The 17416-nt window shown below is 47.7% G+C and carries 11 protein-coding genes and 3 tRNA genes; 6 read left to right on the forward strand and 8 right to left on the reverse strand.

Going from position 1 to position 17416, the window contains the following annotated elements; genetic code table 11:
- Nucleotides 1-151: 151 nt before the first annotated feature.
- From ptrA to recD, 3 genes are read left to right on the forward strand one after another with little or no spacing between them, the layout of a single operon-like run.
- Nucleotides 152-3037, forward strand: a complete 2886-nt coding sequence (ptrA, locus tag YWE_RS0109975) for a pitrilysin (protein WP_029094395.1) — start codon at nt 152-154, stop codon at nt 3035-3037.
- Nucleotides 3037-6582: an exodeoxyribonuclease V subunit beta gene (gene recB / locus YWE_RS0109980; protein WP_029094396.1), complete on the forward strand. Its 3546-nt coding sequence runs from the start codon at nt 3037-3039 to the stop codon at nt 6580-6582. The genes ptrA and recB overlap by 1 nt, the downstream gene beginning before the upstream one ends.
- Nucleotides 6575-8446 carry an exodeoxyribonuclease V subunit alpha gene (gene recD, locus YWE_RS0109985; RefSeq protein ID WP_029094397.1) on the forward strand — a complete coding sequence of 624 codons (1872 nt, stop codon included), beginning with the start codon at nt 6575-6577 and terminating at the stop codon, nt 8444-8446. Before recB ends, recD begins: the two co-directional genes overlap by 8 nt.
- 90 nt (nt 8447-8536) lie before the next feature.
- On the opposite strand, the gene YWE_RS0109990 is transcribed toward recD, so the two are convergent.
- Both YWE_RS0109990 and argA read right to left on the reverse strand, forming a co-directional pair.
- On the reverse strand, nt 8537-9511 hold the full coding sequence (locus YWE_RS0109990; RefSeq protein ID WP_029094398.1) for a siderophore ABC transporter substrate-binding protein: 975 nt from the start codon (nt 9509-9511) through the stop codon (nt 8537-8539).
- Nucleotides 9512-9718: 207 nt separating this feature from the next.
- A complete protein-coding gene (gene argA, locus YWE_RS0109995) occupies nt 9719-11047 on the reverse strand; it encodes an amino-acid N-acetyltransferase (protein ID WP_174768740.1) in 1329 nt (442 codons plus the stop codon).
- A gap of 313 nt (nt 11048-11360) precedes the next feature.
- Here argA and amiC point away from each other — a divergent pair, with 313 nt between their 5' ends.
- Nucleotides 11361-12602 carry an N-acetylmuramoyl-L-alanine amidase AmiC gene (gene amiC, locus YWE_RS0110000; RefSeq protein ID WP_029094400.1) on the forward strand — a complete coding sequence of 414 codons (1242 nt, stop codon included), beginning with the start codon at nt 11361-11363 and terminating at the stop codon, nt 12600-12602.
- Nucleotides 12603-12610: 8 nt separating this feature from the next.
- Here the strand turns inward: amiC and YWE_RS0110005 are convergent, their stop codons facing one another.
- The 4 genes from YWE_RS0110005 to YWE_RS0110020 all read right to left on the reverse strand — a co-directional run bounded on the left by YWE_RS0110005 (nt 12611) and on the right by YWE_RS0110020 (nt 13453).
- Nucleotides 12611-12952 (reverse strand): DHCW motif cupin fold protein, encoded by a 342-nt coding sequence (locus YWE_RS0110005; protein ID WP_029094401.1) that lies wholly within the window; start codon nt 12950-12952, stop codon nt 12611-12613.
- A 121-nt stretch (nt 12953-13073) separates the two neighbouring features.
- Nucleotides 13074-13150: transfer RNA gene (locus YWE_RS0110010), tRNA-Met, on the reverse strand.
- A gap of 80 nt (nt 13151-13230) precedes the next feature.
- Nucleotides 13231-13307: transfer RNA gene (locus YWE_RS0110015), tRNA-Met, on the reverse strand.
- A 69-nt stretch (nt 13308-13376) separates the two neighbouring features.
- Nucleotides 13377-13453, reverse strand: a tRNA-Met gene (locus YWE_RS0110020).
- Nucleotides 13454-13656: 203 nt separating this feature from the next.
- On the opposite strand from YWE_RS0110020, the gene mltA reads away from it, so the two are divergent.
- Nucleotides 13657-14772 carry a murein transglycosylase A gene (gene mltA / locus YWE_RS0110025; RefSeq protein WP_029094402.1) on the forward strand — a complete coding sequence of 372 codons (1116 nt, stop codon included), beginning with the start codon at nt 13657-13659 and terminating at the stop codon, nt 14770-14772.
- A 118-nt stretch (nt 14773-14890) separates the two neighbouring features.
- The gene (tcdA, locus tag YWE_RS0110030; RefSeq protein ID WP_029094403.1) at nt 14891-15706 is read left to right on the forward strand and encodes a tRNA cyclic N6-threonylcarbamoyladenosine(37) synthase TcdA; all 816 of its coding nucleotides are present in this window, start codon (nt 14891-14893) and stop codon (nt 15704-15706) included.
- A 12-nt stretch (nt 15707-15718) separates the two neighbouring features.
- On the opposite strand, the gene csdE is transcribed toward tcdA, so the two are convergent.
- The gene (csdE, locus tag YWE_RS0110035; RefSeq protein WP_036015669.1) at nt 15719-16159 is read right to left on the reverse strand and encodes a cysteine desulfurase sulfur acceptor subunit CsdE; all 441 of its coding nucleotides are present in this window, start codon (nt 16157-16159) and stop codon (nt 15719-15721) included.
- Nucleotides 16160-16161: 2 nt separating this feature from the next.
- Nucleotides 16162-17364: a cysteine desulfurase CsdA gene (gene csdA, locus YWE_RS0110040; protein ID WP_029094405.1), complete on the reverse strand. Its 1203-nt coding sequence runs from the start codon at nt 17362-17364 to the stop codon at nt 16162-16164.
- Nucleotides 17365-17416: the final 52 nt, after the last annotated feature.

Raw genomic sequence — 17416 nt, forward strand, 5'->3', positions numbered from 1 at the left:
AAAAATGAACCCTGAGTTATCGAGCTGTCCAATGTTGATGTAGATCTCAAAATGGAGGTGCTGTGTTATACCTCCCGATTAGAGTCAGGTGTGATAACGTATTATTTTGCCTGTTAAAAGTTGTCATTAAGTCATTCCAAAAGGAAAGCCAATGCGAAAGTTGCATGCCTATATCACCGGTATCATATTTATTTTGTCTTGCTGGATCCCTGCGGTTTCCGCCGAGCAGGGCTGGCAGCCTGTTAGCGAAACTATTCAGAAGAGTGAGCGCGATACTCGCCAATATAAGGCGATTAAGTTAGATAACGGTATGACTGTGCTATTGGTGTCAGACGATTTAGCCAGTAAATCTCTTGCCGCATTGGCTTTGCCGGTAGGCTCCCTTGAGGATCCGGACAGCCAGCTTGGTTTAGCTCATTATTTGGAACATATGGTTCTGATGGGGTCTAAACGCTATCCGGAACCTGACAGCATCTCAGAATTTCTTAAAAAGCACGGTGGCAGCCATAATGCCAGTACTGCTTCTTACCGTACTGCGTACTATCTTGAAGTCGAAAATGATGCGCTGGCCCCGGCGGTTGATCGTTTAGCTGATGCCATCGCAGAGCCACTATTAGATCCGGTCTATGCCGATCGTGAGAGAAATGCGGTTAATGCCGAGCTCACCATGGCTCGTTCCCGTGACGGTATGAGAATGGCTCAGGTCGGTTCTGAAACCTTGAACCCGGCTCACCCGACGGCACGGTTTTCCGGTGGTAATTTAGAGACTCTGAAAGACAAGCCGGGAAGTAAATTACATGATGAACTGACGGCTTTCCATAAGCGTTACTATTCTGCCAATCTAATGGTTGGCGTGCTATACAGTAATGAATCTTTAGATAAGCTGGCTAAGCTTGCGGTAGATACTTTTGGTCGGATTGGTAATCATGATGCCAGCGTTCCGGCCATTACTGTTCCTGCGGCTACTGATAAAGAGAAAGGGGTGATTATTCACTACGTTCCTGCTCAGCCCAGCAAGCAACTGCGTATTGAATTCCGTATTGATAATAATATTGCTGATTTTCGTAGTAAAACAGATACCTATATCAGCTATTTGATAGGGAATCGCAGTGAGAATACCTTATCCGACTGGCTGCGTAAGCAAGGTCTGGCCGATAGTATTGGTGCTGGTGTAAACCCTGTCGTCGATCGTAACGGCGGTGTATTCAACATTGGCGTTTCTCTGACGGATAAAGGTTTGGCTAATCGTGATCGGGTGATTGCGGCCATTTTTGATTATCTGAAAGTGATACGCAAAGAGGGGATCCGTAAAGATTATTTTGATGAGATCGCTCACGTACTGGATTTGGATTTCCGTTATCCATCAATTTCCCGAGATATGGATTATGTCGAGTGGTTATCGGATACCATGTTAAATATTCCGATTTCTAACGTTCTGGACTCTGATTACTTAGCCGACCGTTTTGATCCCAAAGCCATTGCTGCACGTTTGGATGAAATGACGCCGGAAGCCGCTCGCATCTGGTTTGTCAGCCCGGATGAACCTCACAATAAAGAAGCTTACTTTGTTAATGCCCCATATCAGGTTGACCGTATTTCACCGCAGCAAATTTCTCGTTGGGTATCTGAAGAGAAGCGGCTCAATCTGAGTTTGCCAGCGCTTAATCCTTATATCCCTGATGACTTTAAATTAGTCCCAAGAACTGAAGCTAAAGACGGGCCTATTCAGGTATTAAATCAGGACAACATCAGAGCCTGGTATACCCCAAGCCAGTATTTTCCTTATGAGCCAAAGGCGAATGTGATTTTCGCCTTACGTAATGCTGAAGCATCAAACAGTGCCCGTAATCAGGTGATGTTTGCTTTAACCGGTTACTTAGCCGAACAGGCTTTGGCCCAAATCAGCTATCAGGCATCGGTCGGCGGTATCAGCATTTCTTCCGGTTCGGCCAACGGGCTACAATTTAATGTCAGTGGCTTCAATCAACGAATTCCACAATTGATGAGCGCTTTTTTAGAACAGTATCAGAAATTTGCTCCTACCAATGAGCAGCTTGTTCAGGCTAAGTCGTGGTATCGGGAACAATTGGATGCAGCTGAAAAAGGCAAGGCTTATGAACTGGCTATACAACCGATTCGTGCCGTGTCGCAGGTACCTTATTTTGAGCGGGAAGAACGCAGAAAGGTACTTGATAGCATAGCGGTTAACGACATCGTTCAATACCGCAATCAGCTATTAACCCAAGGAACGCCAGAGATGTTTGTTCTTGGCAATATGACGCCGCAACAGGTTAAACAGCTTGCCCTGAATCTTAAACAGCAGTTAGGCAGTGTCGGCACTGAATGGTGGCATGGCCAGAATGTGGTGGTTTCTCAGCCTCAGTTGGCTAATCTGATGAAAGACGGTAGCAGCACCGATTCGGCGCTAGCCGCGGTTTATATCCCTATCGGCTATGACGAAGTTCAAAGCATGGCCCGCAGTAATCTACTGACCCAAATTATTCAGCCGTGGTTTTATAATCAGTTGAGAACCGAAGAGCAACTGGGGTACGCGGTGTTTGCCTTCCCGATGAGCGTTGGCCGCCAGTCCGGTATTGGATTCTTACTGCAGAGTAATAACCAGACGCCGGCCTACCTTGAACAACGCTATCTCAACTTCTATCAAATGGCAGATAAGCGTTTGTCTGAGCTGAAAGAGGCTGATTTTAATCAGTATAAGCAGGCATTAATTAATGAGCTGGAACAGCGCCCGCAAACGCTGGATGAAGAAGCCGGTTATTACAGCAACGACTTTGGTCGTGGAAATACGCGTTTTGATACCAGAGCCAAAGTATTGGATCAGGTAAAGAAATTGACTAAGGATGATATTCATACCTTCTACCGGCAGGCTATTGTTGAGCATAACGGTCTGGCCGTTCTCTCCCAAATTATGGGGCAGGGTGAACTGAAAGCCGCATTTGCACAACCTAAAGGTTGGACCGAATATCCGAATGCATCAGCACTCCAGAAAACTCTGCCGGTTAAGGTTCAGAACTAATGACCGAGCGGTTGCCCGCAGCGCTTAATCCACTCACGCTCCCGCTGTACGGGGAGCGTCTGATAGAGGCTTCTGCCGGAACAGGAAAAACTTATACTCTGGCGGCACTCTATTTACGGCTGCTGCTCGGGCTAGGCGGAGAAGCCGCTTATCCAAGGCCTTTGTCCGTAGAGGAAATTCTGGTTGTTACCTTTACCGAGGCGGCAACGGAAGAGCTACGCAACCGGATAAGAGAGAATATTCATCATCTGAGAATTGCCTGCATTCGCCGCCAGAGTAGCGATGCTCTTTTAGAACATCTTCTGACGGAAATTCCGGACCTGGGTGATGCCTCTGCCTTGCTATTGGCCGCTGAACGTCAGATGGATGAAGCGGCTATTTATACCATTCATGGTTTTTGCCAGCGAATGCTTAGCCATAATGCGTTTGAATCGGGTATTTTGTTTGAACAGTCTTTAATTCAGGATGAGTTACCGCTGCGCCGTCAGGCTACCGCCGATTTCTGGCGTCGCCATTGCTATCCGCTACCTCTGCCGGTTGCTCAGGCTATTTGTGCCGTATGGAGCGGCCCTGAAAGCCTGTTGGCTGATCTATCTCCTTACCTGCATGGTGAGGCTCCTCAGCTGCGGCATCCGCCGTCTGAAGATGATATTTTACAGCGGCATCAGCAAATTATTGAACGAATCGAGGATGCAAAACAGCAATGGCGGCAGTCTGCTGCCGATCTTGAGTCGCTAATCAGCACTTCTGATGTTGATAAGCGTAGCTATAGTTCAAAACATTTACCCAACTGGCTGAATAAAGTCACGCTTTGGTCTGATGAAGAGACGCAGGGCTATCAGCTACCTAAAGAACTTAATAATTTCCGCCAGTCAGTTATTGATGAAAAAACCAAGAAAGGAACGCCGCCGGTTCATCCTCTGTTTACCGTTATAGAGCTGCTTTATGCCGAGCCTTTAACGCTGCGGGATTTAATTTTGGCTAAGGCACTCAGCGAAGTGCGCATGTCGGTACAGCAAGAAAAGCGTCGCCGGGCTGAATTAGGGTTTGATGATCTATTGAGCCGATTAGATATGGCGCTGCAGCGGCCTGATGCCGATGCTTTAGCTGAGGCGATACGGCAGCGTTATCCGGTTGCTTTGATTGATGAATTCCAAGATACCGATCCTCAACAATATCGGATTTTCCATAAGTTATACGGCGGGCGGCAAGACACCGGGTTGTTGCTTATCGGCGATCCGAAACAGGCTATTTATGCTTTTCGCGGTGCGGATATTTTTACCTATATGCAGGCCCGGAGTGAAGTAAGCAGTCACTACACCATGGATACCAACTGGCGTTCATCATCAGATATGGTGAACGCCGTTAACACTTTATTTCAACGAACCTCTTCTCCGTTTATTTTTAGTCAGATTCCGTTTGTGGCGGTAAAACCGGCCGAAAAAAATCAGCGCCTGAGTTTTGAGCTGCACGGTGTGAGCCAACCGGCAATGGGGATTTGGTTACAGCCGGGCGAAGGTTCCGGACAAAATGAATACCAGCAGTTGATGGCTCGCCAGTGTGCGGCACAAATCAGAGATTGGCTGGCAGCCGGTCAACAACAGCAGGCTTGGTTAGTCCGGGGTGATAAACGAGAACTCGTCGTTGCGGCAGATATTGCCATTCTGGTGCGGACCGGGAAAGAAGCCGCGCTGGTTCGTGATGCCCTGAGCGCGTTAGCTATTCCATCCGTTTATCTTTCTAACCGCGAGAGCGTATTTTCCACCGCGGAGGCTAAAGACGTTTTATGGCTGTTGCAGGCGGTGCTGACGCCGGAAAAAGATCGCGCCTTACGTAGCGCTCTGGCTAGCGGGCTGCTTGGGCTAGATGCCCGTCATATTGACGCCATCAATCAGGATGAGCGGCAGTGGGATGAATTAGTCGAAGAGTTCAGCCAATACCGTGAGCTATGGCTGAAAAGGGGCGTATTACCGATGCTCCGGGAAGTCATGTCTAAGCGGCAACTGGCCGAAAACTTATTAGTCACCTTGGGCGGCGAACGACGTTTAACCGACGTTATGCATATCGGCGAGCTGCTGCAAGAAGCCGCGCTAAAGCTGGAAAGTGAACACTCACTGGTACGCTGGCTGGCTCAGCAAATTGCCCAGCCAAACGTTCAGGCTGATAGCCAGCAACTGCGCCTGGAAAGCGATCGTAATTTAGTTCGTGTCGTGACGATCCATAAGTCGAAAGGGCTGGAATATCCTTTGGTCTGGCTGCCTTTTATTTGTGGCTTCCGGCCTCAAAGCCAGGCGTTATATCACGATCGTGAGACTTTTTCGGCCACGCTGGATCTCCAGCAAAGTGAGGACGCACTTACATTAGCAGAAGAAGAGCGGTTAGCTGAAGATTTACGTTTACTCTATGTTGCTCTGACCCGCTCAATTTACCATTGCAGTATTGGCGTCACGCCGTATTACTCCGGTGGGCGTAAAAAAGGCCATTCAGATTTACACCGCAGTGCGATTGGCTATTTATTACAGCAGGGCGTTGCCGGTGATTCTGCGCTGTTGGCTGAGTCATTGGCCGCGCTGGAACAGCATAACGGCATTCAAGTTTATCCGATCGCTGAGACGGATTCTGCCATCTGGCAGGATATTATCACTTTGCCAGAAAGCCTGAGCGCTCGGACATTTAGCGGGCATCGTCAGGATAATTGGCGGGTCACCAGCTATTCAGGGTTACAGCAACAGGGGGCGACTCATCATTATGATTTACTTCCGCGTTTTGATACTGATGCCGCCGGTGAAAAGAATGATAATAAGCAACCATTAATGAGCCCGCATACTTTCCCTAAGGGGGCTTCTCCCGGTACTTTCCTGCACGACCTGTTGGAGTCGATTGATTTCAGCCAGCCAATAGATGATGAGTTCCTTAGTGAGCGCTTGGTTATTCAGGGGCTGGACAGCGGTTGGCTGCCGGTTTTGAAACAGTGGTTGGAAACAATTGTTAGCGCCCCCCTTGAGAAGAGTTCAGGGATTAGCCTGAAGGGTATTTTAGCGCCTAACCGACAGGCTGAACTGCAATTTTACCTGCCTATTGGCCCGGCGCTGGAAGCCGCTAAGCTGGATGCTTTGGTTAAACGTTATGACCCTCTGTCTGTGCGATGCCCGGAGCTTAATTTCCGTCAGGTTCGCGGAATGCTAAAGGGATTTATCGATCTGGTTTTTTGCTGGCAGGGCCGCTATTACCTGTTGGATTATAAATCTAACTGGCTGGGTGAAAGCAGCGAATCCTATACGCCTGAGGCCATGAGTCAGGCAATGTGTGACCATCGGTATGATTTGCAATACCAGCTTTACTCTCTGGCTCTTCATCGCTATTTACGCCATCGGATTGCTGATTATGATTACCAACAGCACTTTGGCGGCGTGTTTTATCTCTTTCTTCGAGGCTTAGAGCAGGATAAACCTGAACAGGGTGTTTTCCATTGCCGGCCTGAATGGGCGTTAGTTGATGGTTTAGATCGTCTTTTTGCCGGAGAGAAGGAACCAGCCAATGTTTAGCCTGTTACAGAAAGCCGTTGAGGTTAATCTGCTTCGTCCGCTGGATATTCAACTGGCCCGCTTATTGGCCTCTGACAGTGAGCCCTGCTTGGCACTATTGATTGCTAAGTTAAGCGCTGAGGCCGGGGCTGGCCATGTCTGCCTGTCTTTAGGTTCACTGAATGAATTTTCACTGTTTGACGGACGAAATACTGAGCTGGCCGCTGAGATATGGCATAGTGCCGGTTTGCCGGATCACGGTGATTTTTTAGCTGCGGTTGCTGCTTCTCCTGCGGTGAGTGACGGTGGCCTGCCAACGCCTTTGGTGCTGTCCGGCGATCGTTTGTATTTGCAGCGCATGTGGCAGGACGAAGGCTTGATCGCTGATTTCTTTATGCTCCAGAGTCGGCCTGTTGATACTCAGGCTATCGGATTGACTGAACAAGCATTGCGTCATACGTTAGACCATCTATTTGAGCTTCAGCCTGATGATATTGACTGGCAAAAGGTCGCGGCTGCAGTCGCAGCCAGCCGTCAGGTATCAATTATTTCCGGCGGCCCGGGCACCGGGAAAACGACCACCGTGGCCCGCTTACTTGGGGCACTGATTCAATTAGCCGGGCAGTCTAAACTCAGAATTGCGCTTGCAGCACCTACCGGTAAAGCGGCGGCTCGCCTGACGGAGTCTCTTGGTAAAGCCAGCCAAAGCCTACCGTTAAGCGATGAACAGCAACGACAAATGCCAACTGAAGCCTCGACTCTTCACCGCTTGCTTGGCGTCCAACCGAATAGCCGCCGTTTGCGTTATCACAAAGATAATCCGTTACATCTGGATGTGTTAATTGTTGATGAAGCTTCAATGGTCGATTTGCCGATGATGGCGCGTTTGGTTGAGGCTTTACCCGCACACGCTCGGCTAATTTTGCTAGGCGATCGCGATCAGTTAGCATCGGTTGAAGCCGGTGCGGTGTTGGGGGATATCTGTCGGTTTGCAGAACAGGGCTATAGCACAGCCAGAGCCGGTCAGTTATCTGCTCTGACCGGATATGATATTCAAGGCTATGATTTACCCGATGCCGTTCCGGTTCGGGATAATCTGTGCTTGTTAAGAAAAAGCTATCGTTTTCATGAGCATTCAGGTATCGGGCAGTTGGCCATGGCGGTTAACTGCGGTGATGGTCGTGGCGCGATAGGCTGCTTTAGGCCTGACTATAACGATCTTGAGTGGCTGACAATGAGCGACAGCAATGATTATTTGCAGCTGCTGGACGTCTGTACTGAAGGTTATCGACAATATTTGAGTCAGATAAAAAATTCAGATCCGTTATTGATTTTGGCGCTGTTTAATCAGTTTCGTCTGCTGTGCGCATTGCGAAACGGTCCTTTTGGCGTTGAAGGGTTAAATACCCGCATTGAACAGACGCTACAGGCCAAGAAGCTGATTAATAAACTACCCGGACCGGGCGGAGTTTGGTATCCGGGGCGTCCGGTCATGGTGAGTCGCAATGATGCTTCTTTGGGGCTGTATAACGGGGATATCGGCATTACTCTGCGGGCTGATAATGGTGAAATTCGGGTTTATTTTCAACTGCCGGATGGTTCTGTAAAGGCGGTCCAGCCCAGTCGTTTACCTACTTGTGAAACGGCCTATGCCATGACGGTACATAAATCTCAGGGCTCTGAATTTGACCATACGGTGCTGGTTTTACCCGATAGTTTTTCTCCGCTGCTGAGCAGGGAACTGGTATATACCGCAATTACCCGAGCCCGTAACAGGCTAACCTTATTCGCGAATGAAAATATTTTTCTTGGGGCAATCAGAACGCCGACAGAACGCAGAAGCGGGTTGGCAGATCGTTTAGCGGTTAGGTTGATGACAACGTAGTTTTATTTGATCTCAATGGACTCAGGGCTTATGTTTTCTGGTTAAACAGGACCGACAGGTTGGTCCTGTTTAACCGTTATGGCGGCGTTATTATTCTATTGCTGCGTCGACTTCATCAATTTGCAGGCCCAGGCTCTCTAAACCACCTCCGGATAGATACCACAGGTCAGGCGTCAGGTAGATAATTTTGCCTTTACGGAATGCATTAGTGGCTTTGATCTTTTCATCATCCATCAGGCTGCGGTCTACTTTACCTTCTCCGATAGCCTCATTTCTATCGATGATAAAAATAACGTCAGGATTCTTTTCCGCAATGTAGTCCGGAGTGGCTGCCTGACGCTCATCACCCTGATTTTCATCTGCTTTTTTTACGCCCAGAACCTGATGGATAATAGAGGCGTAGCCATTAGAGGTGGACGCGCCGAATTTGCCGTTATAGTGAACCAACACCAGTGCCTTTTGACCTGAAGCCTCAGCTTTCTTTCTGACGTCAGCAATTTTCTTATCCAGAGCGGCCAGACCGTTTTCAACCTCGGACTGTTTTCCGAAGATTTGCCCGATAGTCAGAGCGTTCTTTTTAAATGAATCCAGATAAATTTTATTGTTGATGCTGAGATCAAGGGTTGGAGCAATCGCATTCAGTGAGTCAAAAGATTTACTTTGGCGTCCGGTAATCACGATCAGGCCGGGGTTGAGTTGTTTGATAGCGTCGAGATCTGGCTGTTTCATTGACCCGGCATCAGTAACCTTGTCAGTAGCATATTGCTGGAGATAGTGAGGGACATTCTTTTTAGGCAGGGCGGTAGTGACTTCAACGCCGATGGTGTCTAGGGTATCTAAAGTGCCAAAATCAAAAACAACAACGCTGGCCGGGTTTGTTTTAACTTCAGCGGTGCCTTTAGCATGAGTAACGCTAATTTTATCGGCCTCTTTTACCTGAACGGGAGTCGCCGGCTCCTGAATTGTTGTTGGTGCAACCGTTGCGTTGTCCGCGGGCTTTTGGTCACAGCCTGCCAGAACTGACGCTAACGTGGTTACAACGGCAAGAGATAAGATTTTCTTCATTACATTACCTTTTATTAATAGGGCTGTATGTTATTTATCTGTTGCAGTTTACCCGTATTAATCAATGAGATTCAATGTAAATGAGTATTGTTATCATTATAATTTGCATGAGTCAGCGATAAAAGAGTGAAAAAAGAAAAGTAGGGGCGGGTCTGTAAGGCTTACCGCAATAAATATTGGGTAAGCCTTTTTTGAGTTCTGGCGTTATTACACCGGAGTGACGAGAATTTTTGACCGACGCTGATAGTTATATAAGGCCTGTTTCTTCATCGGTAAATCATCAATATCTGCCGGCATAAAGCCCCGCTCCTGGAACCAATGTATGCTGTGAGTGGTAAGAACAAACAGCTTTTCCAGCCCCATCAAGCGTGCCTGACCGCTGACTTTTTCTAACAGTATTTCACCTCGCAGCGAGCTGCGATACTCCGGATGAACGGCTACGCAGGCCATTTCACCGATTTTTTCTTCCGGGAAAGGGTAGAGAGCCGCGCAGGCAATAGTCATATTATCACGCTCAATAATGGTGAATTTATCAATCTCCATTTCAAGCTGTTCTCTGGAACGACGAACCAGAATACCCTGCTGCTCTAGCGGGCGAATGAGTTCCAAAATTCCCCCGATATCATGGATGGTTGCCCGCCGCACTTGTTCAGCACTTTCCATAACGATCTGAGTACCGATACCATCACGGGAAAATAGCTCCTGTAACAGCGCTCCGCTGTCTTGATAGCTAATTAAGTGGCAACGACGCACTCCGCTGCGGCAAGCTTTTACCGCGCCGCGCAGGAAGCGTACGGTACCTGAATGGTAATCGCCGATAGCCTCATGATTCTCGAGATATTTTTGAGCATCGTTAGGAAATAATTCAGGAAGAATTTTGCCATTCTCATCTTCCACTCCCTGAGAAGAACAAAAACCAATCATTTTTTCAGCTTTAAGCTTAATGGCTAGCTGAGTGGCAACTTCTTCAGAGGTCAGATTAAAGCTTTCTCCGGTTACTGATACGGCAACCGGCCCCAGCAATACTATCGCACCGCTGTCTAGCTGGCGGTGAATGGCTTCTTCATCTATGCGACGGATACGACCAGAATGGCAGTAGTCAACGCCATCGTCGATGCCCAACGGCTGAGAGATGACGAAGTTACCGCTGACTACATTAATATGCGCTCCTTGCAGAGGCGTATTATTCAGACTCATTGACAGGCGGGCGGTAATATCTAACTGTAAGCGACCCGCAGCCTGCTTGACTAATTCAAGCGATTCGGCATCGGTAACTCTTGTATGTTTATGATAGATCGCCTGTTTATTATGAACGGCTAAATTAGCATCGATTTGTGGTCTGGCACCATAGACCACAACCAGCCGGATCCCCAGGCTGTGTAACAGACCGATATCATTAATAATATTGCTAAAATTCTCATGCTCAATGGCTTCTCCGCCCAGCATAATGACAAAGGTTTTGCCGCGGTGCGCATTGATATAAGGAACTGAATGGCGAAAGCCCTCAACCAGCTCAATACTACGTTCCTTCATGATAAACCTCTTGCATAATAATTCGTATTTTTTGTATTTTTATTCTATTTGGTGCTCGGAGGCAAGAAGAATATTTAACCGACACCGATTTATTGTCATTATCACTTACGTTAAATAATCAGCAACCTTGGTAATTTAACGTCTAATTTAAGCAGTAAGTGCTATTTTTCCCGATTTTGTGCTTCATGTTAGGGGTTAATTCCGAATAACATGCATGTTAAGCGTGACACGGTCGCTTCTCTTCGGTAGAGTTTTACGCCAACTTTCAATTTTGTTTTACCGTATCGCTTCAGCAGTACGCTTATTTCGGAGAATCATGTCTAGCTCTAAACCCGATTATTTACGCCGTCGTTTATTGCAAGGAGCCGCCGCGACGTGGTTGTTGAGCGTAAGTGGTGTCGGTGTGGCTGCGGCAACGTCCAGCGTTATTGCCGTTCGGGTATGGCCGTCTTCGACTTATACACGTATTACTCTGGAATCCAGCACCCCGCTGAAATATAAGCAATTCGCCCTGGCTAACCCTGACCGTATCGTGATTGATATTGAGAACGTACAGTTAAATAGCGTATTAAAAGGTATCGCGGGCCAGGTTCAGACCAGCGATCCCTATCTTAAAATGGCGCGTATCGGGCAGTTTGATCCCCAAACTGTACGTTTGGTGTTAGAGCTAAAACAAAATATTAATCCTAATCTGTTTACCCTTAAGCCTATTGCTGAATTTAAGAATCGGCTGGTGGTGGACTTATACCCTGCAAATAGCAATGCGGATGAAGCGGACGATCCGTTATTAGCCTTGCTGAAGGAATACAATAAAGGCGCGCTGGAAAAAGATCAGCCGGCTCAGGGCCCGCAGGCAGGTAAGGTCGGGCTCGATCGTCCGTTGGTGATTATGCTCGATCCGGGTCACGGGGGTGAAGATCCCGGTGCCATTGGCAAACGAGGTACGCGTGAAAAAGATATTGTATTGCAGATAGCCCGTCGGCTGCGGACTTTGATACAGAAAGATCCGAAAATGAAGGCCTATATGACCCGCAATGAAGATGTGTTTATTCCGCTTAAGGTGCGGGTAGCAAAAGCCAGAAAACTGCGGGCGGATCTGTTTATTTCTATTCATGCTGATGCATTCACTAATCGTTCGGCCAACGGCTCGTCTATTTTTGCGTTATCAACTAAAGGTGCGACCAGTACCGCAGCTAAATATTTAGCTCAAACTCAGAACGAAGCCGATGAGATCGGTGGTGTCAGTAAGAGTGGCGACCGTTATCTTGACCATACTATCTTTGATTTAGCCCAAACGGCGGCGATTAATAATAGTCTGAAGTTTGGTAAAGAAGTGCTTACCCGTATGGGAAAGGTCAATAAACTGCATAAAAATAAGGTTGAGCAGGCCGGTTTTGCGGTATTAAAAGCCCCGGATATCCCATCGATACTGATAGAAACCGCTTTTATTTCTAATCTGGAAGAAGAGCGTAAGCTGAGAACGGCAAAGTTCCAGCAGCAAATTGCTGAGTCCGTCTTTGCCGGGATCAAAGCTTATTTCGCCACGATCAAATACTAACTTCTTTATCAGTCAATGATAAACAGACGGGCACCGGTTTTGGTATAGGACTGGTGGGCTTCTGCGTTGTCTCCTACCTGATAGCTGGTTCCGGGCGTTAATGTAAACTTACGGCCATCTTCCAGCGTTGTTTCTAATTCGCCTTCCAGACAGAAAAGGACGTGGCCTTTTTTACACCAGTGATCGGCCAAATAGCCCGCCGTGTATTCAACGATGCGTACCCGAATCTGATTTTGCTGCTCGCCAAAATAACGGGTTTGCCAGAAAGCCATGCCTGTTTCGCCGGCATGTTCAGTTTTTTCAACATCAGCCCATTGAGTGATATTAAAAGGGAAAGGGGACATTTTCATCAGTATCGCCTGATTAATCTGGAGTAGGATTATTCACATTAGCAGATAAGAGAGGAATGAAAAGGGCAGATTTCAGATATAAAAAAACCTTGAAGGCGATGCCTGCAAGGTTCAGTAGTATTGGTTGCGGGGGCCAGATTTGAACTGACGACCTTCGGGTTATGAGCCCGACGAGCTACCGGGCTGCTCCACCCCGCGTCCGAAACTACGTTTGCTGTACTCTTTGCTCTATTTCTTACTTGTTGCGTTTCTTCAATACCGTAGCAACAGTATTAAATTGGTTGCGGGGGCCAGATTTGAACTGACGACCTTCGGGTTATGAGCCCGACGAGCTACCGGGCTGCTCCACCCCGCGTCCGAAACGACTTTTACTTCTACTCTTTCTACAGCGCTATCCGATTAATATTGCAGCTACAAGATTAAATGGTTGCGGGGGCCAGATTTGAACTGACGACCTTCGGGTTATGAGCCCGACGAGCTACCGGGCTGCTCCACCCCGCGTCTGTAGGAGGCGCATAATACTCTCTGTGTCACAGGTTGCAAGTGATTTTTTCCGTAAAGTTATAAAAACCCCCTATATTTGTTAATTCCGGCAATCTTTCTATCATTTACGTTGAATACTTCATTTATGAGGTCTTTCCTTTATACTTATGGGCTTGGTATTGCCCTGCAGCAATAGAGAGTTAACAAAAGTGAGTGGCGAAATGAAAGGATGTTGGGCTAAATATGTACTTGGCGGGATAATTATAGCGTTACTTGCCGGATGTGAGTCGCGCCCCACCGATAGGGGGCAGCAGTATAAAGACGGTAAGTTAACTCACCCGTTTGAACTGGTGAATAACCCTAACGCAAAGAACAAGCCGGTTAACGGTCAGGATTTCGCCCAGCAGGTTTCTGAAATTAGTAAAGTGTCACCTTCGCTGTATGCCAAACATCGTGATACCTATCAGGCCATATTTAAGTGGATGGTATCCGGTGCTGAAGGCGCTCAGTTAGCTCAATATAAAATAGATGCTTATCAGATGGAGGGCGTTGATAACTTTGGTAATGTTCAGTTTACCGGTTATTACACTCCGGTGATTCATGCCCGCCATACTAAACAGGGCGAATTTAAATACCCGCTGTATAGCATGCCGAGAAAGACTAAGAAAATGCGCCGTCTTCCCGATCGTGCCGGAATTTATGCCGGCGCGCTGGATGGCTTAGGCCTTGAATTAGCTTATAGCAATTCATTGGTCGATAACTTTATGATGGAAGTACAGGGCAGTGCTTATGTCGATTTTGGTGACGGTACTCCGCTAGTCTTTTTTGCCTATTCAGGGAAAAATGGCCGGGCCTATCATAGCGTTGGTAAAGTATTAATCGATCGTAATGAAGTGCCGCGTGAGCAGATGTCGATGCAGGCAATTAAAAAATGGACTGAAGAGCATAGTGAATCTGAAGTCAGAGAACTGTTAGAACAGAATCCATCGTTCGTTTTCTTCAAGCCAAGGCACTCAGCCCCGGTTAAAGGTGCCAGTGCGGTTCCTCTAGTGGCTAAAGCCTCCGTTGCTTCGGATAAAACATTAATTCCACCGGGAACGACTATTCTGGCGGAAGTGCCATTGTTAGACAATCAAGGCAAATTTACCGGTAAATATGAGATGCGGCTGATGGTTTCATTAGATGTTGGTGGTGCAATCAAAGGTCATCACTTCGATATTTATCAGGGAATTGGTGATGATGCCGGCCATGCAGCCGGTTTCTATAATCATTATGGCCGGGTTTGGGTTTTGAGTACCCCGCCGGACGCTGCAAGTAGTTTGTCTGTCGCTAAATAAATTTTGAGCAAGAACCCTGCCATACCAACCGGATCCTTTTGTGTTGTATGGCAGGTAACCCGTAGTATTAATATCCGCATTGAATGCTGCATCCGTCATTTTCAGGTATGAGGTCACTATGTCTGTCGGCTACTCCGAGGCTTATTTACACCGTTTTAGCGGCATTGCCCGACTCTATGGCCAGCCGGCTTTAATGCTGTTTTCTCAGGCCAATGTCTGTGTTATTGGCATTGGTGGCGTAGGTTCTTGGGCTGCAGAAGCGTTGGCGCGTAGTGGTATTGGTCACATTACTCTGATTGATATGGATGACGTTTGCGTGACAAATACTAACCGCCAGATTCATGCGTTGTCTAAAACGGTAGGGCAGCCGAAGGGGGAGGTTATGGCTCAGCGGATAACCGAAATTAATCCGGAATGCCAAGTTACCTGTATTGATGATTTTATTACCCCGGACAATGTCACTGAATATATTACGGATAAATTTGATTACGTGATTGATGCCATTGATAGCATCAGACCGAAAGCAGCGTTGTTGGCATATTGCCGTCGCTATAAAATTCCGGTTATCACTACCGGCGGCGCCGGCGGCCAGATTGACCCGACACAAATTCAGGTGGCTGACTTAGCCAAAACTATTCAGGATCCGCTGGCGGCTAAGCTGCGTGAACGCCTGAAAAGTGACTTTAATGTAGTGAGAAATAGCAAAGGGAAGTTGGGTATAGACTGCGTATTTTCGACTGAGCAGTTGGTGTATCCACAGCCTGATGGCAGCGTCTGCGCCGCAAAAAGTACCGCTGACGGCCCTAAGCGAATGGACTGTGCCTCTGGTTTTGGTGCCATCACCATGGTGACGGCTTCATTTGGATTTATTGCCGTTTCTCATGCACTGAAGAAGATGCTGGCTAAAGCTGAACGGCAGAAAAAAACGCCTTAGCCGCTGCTGCTTTTATTGGCAGGATTCAGCCGCTTTTTTTATCGCTGAAACCAGGGACTCTAAGCCTTGGGAACGGGATGCGCTGAGCTGTTGATGAATGCCTAACTGCTCAAAAAGTTTTAACGGATCGAGCGCGATAACTTCCACCGGGGTTTTACCCTCTATTTGGGTGAGCAAAATGGCTAAAATGCCTTTAACGATTCGCCCTTCACTGTCCCCGTAAAAATGCAGAGTGCCGTTATCCATTAACTGATAACCCAGCCAGACTCTGTTTTCACATCCTCTAAGTTCGAGCTGTTGTTGCTTAAGCTCCTCGGGCAGAGCCGGTAACTGCTTAGCTAATTGAATTAACTGGCGATAGCGGTCTTCCCATAGCGTTTTATGACTAAACATCTCAACAAGTTGATCGGTATTAATATCGGACCCAAAAGGATGAGGGGCTAGGATCTGCATGATTACTCCAACAAAGACAGCGCACGGATTAATGATTGGTAAAGTTTATCAACGTCATCGGGTTGGTTATAGGGGGCAAATGACGCGCGTAAGGTGCCACTGACGCCGATCGCATCTAATAGCGGCTGAGCACAGTGTTGGCCCGAACGGATGGCTACGCCTTGCTCTGACAGCAAGGTGGCAATGTCACTGTGATGGAAGCCTGCAATATTAAAGGCCAGCAGGCTGCTGTTTTGTGCCCGATAGCTGATAAAACCAGGAATAGTTGCCAGTTTCTCATAGGCTAATTGTGCCAGTGAACAAGCGTAATGTTCAGCCTGCACAATATCCTGAGTATTTAGCCATGATAACGTCGCGCCGAACCCGATGACTCCGGCAATATTTGGGGTACCTGCCTCAAAACATTCCGGTACTGACTGAGCTTCAAAACCGTCAAATGAGGCTTGAGTCAGCATTTTCCCACCGCCTTGCCATGGAGCCATTTCTGCTAACAAGGTACTTTTTCCATAAAGGACGCCAATGCCGGTGGGGCCGTATAGTTTATGGGCGGAAAAAGCGTAAAAATCGACGTCTAGCTGTTGAACATCGGGTGGTGAATGAACCACTCCCTGAGCTCCGTCTACGACGACGATAGTGCCGTTTTTATGCGCCAGTTCGATGGCAAGTTTTAGGTCGGGGCAGCCGCCGGTAACGTTAGACATATGGCCAATGGCCAATATTTTAGTTTTACCGGTCAGCAACTGTTCAAGCTGCGTTAAGTCTGGCAAATAACGTTGGTCTAGCGGGAGCTTAATTACTGTTGCACCGGTTTGCTGTGCCACCATTAGCCATGGAATCAGGTTGGAGTGATGCTCAGACTCACTGACGAGTATTTCGTCGCCGGCTTTCAGCCGCGGGCGGGCATAGCTTTGCGCCACTAAATTAATCGCTTCGGTCGTTCCTTTGGTCCAGACTATTTGTTGATGGCTTGCAGCATTAATCAGCTCTCTTACGCTTTCTCTGGCACTTTCAAAGCGATCTGTCGCATTTTGTGCTGCACTATGGGCACTACGATGGACCGTAGCACCATTATGAGCATAATATTCACCGGTTGCCTGAACCAATGTTAGTGGCTTAAGGGCGGTTGCTGCGCTGTCAAGATAACAACCGGCCTGATGTAATGCAGGGAACTGATGGCGAAACGCAGTGGGATCAAAAGATTTCATGGTGTCATACTTTAATGAGTGACCGGCAAATAGTCGCCGTGAATGATAAAGA

This window comes from Budvicia aquatica DSM 5075 = ATCC 35567 (genome assembly GCF_000427805.1).
GTDB classification, from domain to species: Bacteria; Pseudomonadota; Gammaproteobacteria; order Enterobacterales; family Enterobacteriaceae; genus Budvicia; species Budvicia aquatica.

What these genes read in the sequence shown, in the direction of transcription:
- amiC (WP_029094400.1), top strand. Translation starts at nt 11,361, where the DNA reads ATGTCTAGCTCTAAACCCGATTATTTACGCCGTCGTTTATTGCAAGGA.
- YWE_RS0110005 (WP_029094401.1), bottom strand. Translation starts at nt 12,952, where the DNA reads ATGAAAATGTCCCCTTTCCCTTTTAATATCACTCAATGGGCTGATGTT.
- csdA (WP_029094405.1), bottom strand. Translation starts at nt 17,364, where the DNA reads ATGAAATCTTTTGATCCCACTGCGTTTCGCCATCAGTTCCCTGCATTA.
- recD (WP_029094397.1), top strand. Translation starts at nt 6,575, where the DNA reads ATGTTTAGCCTGTTACAGAAAGCCGTTGAGGTTAATCTGCTTCGTCCG.
- tcdA (WP_029094403.1), top strand. Translation starts at nt 14,891, where the DNA reads ATGTCTGTCGGCTACTCCGAGGCTTATTTACACCGTTTTAGCGGCATT.
- csdE (WP_036015669.1), bottom strand. Translation starts at nt 16,159, where the DNA reads ATGCAGATCCTAGCCCCTCATCCTTTTGGGTCCGATATTAATACCGAT.
- ptrA (WP_029094395.1), top strand. Translation starts at nt 152, where the DNA reads ATGCGAAAGTTGCATGCCTATATCACCGGTATCATATTTATTTTGTCT.
- recB (WP_029094396.1), top strand. Translation starts at nt 3,037, where the DNA reads ATGACCGAGCGGTTGCCCGCAGCGCTTAATCCACTCACGCTCCCGCTG.
- YWE_RS0109990 (WP_029094398.1), bottom strand. Translation starts at nt 9,511, where the DNA reads ATGAAGAAAATCTTATCTCTTGCCGTTGTAACCACGTTAGCGTCAGTT.
- mltA (WP_029094402.1), top strand. Translation starts at nt 13,657, where the DNA reads ATGAAAGGATGTTGGGCTAAATATGTACTTGGCGGGATAATTATAGCG.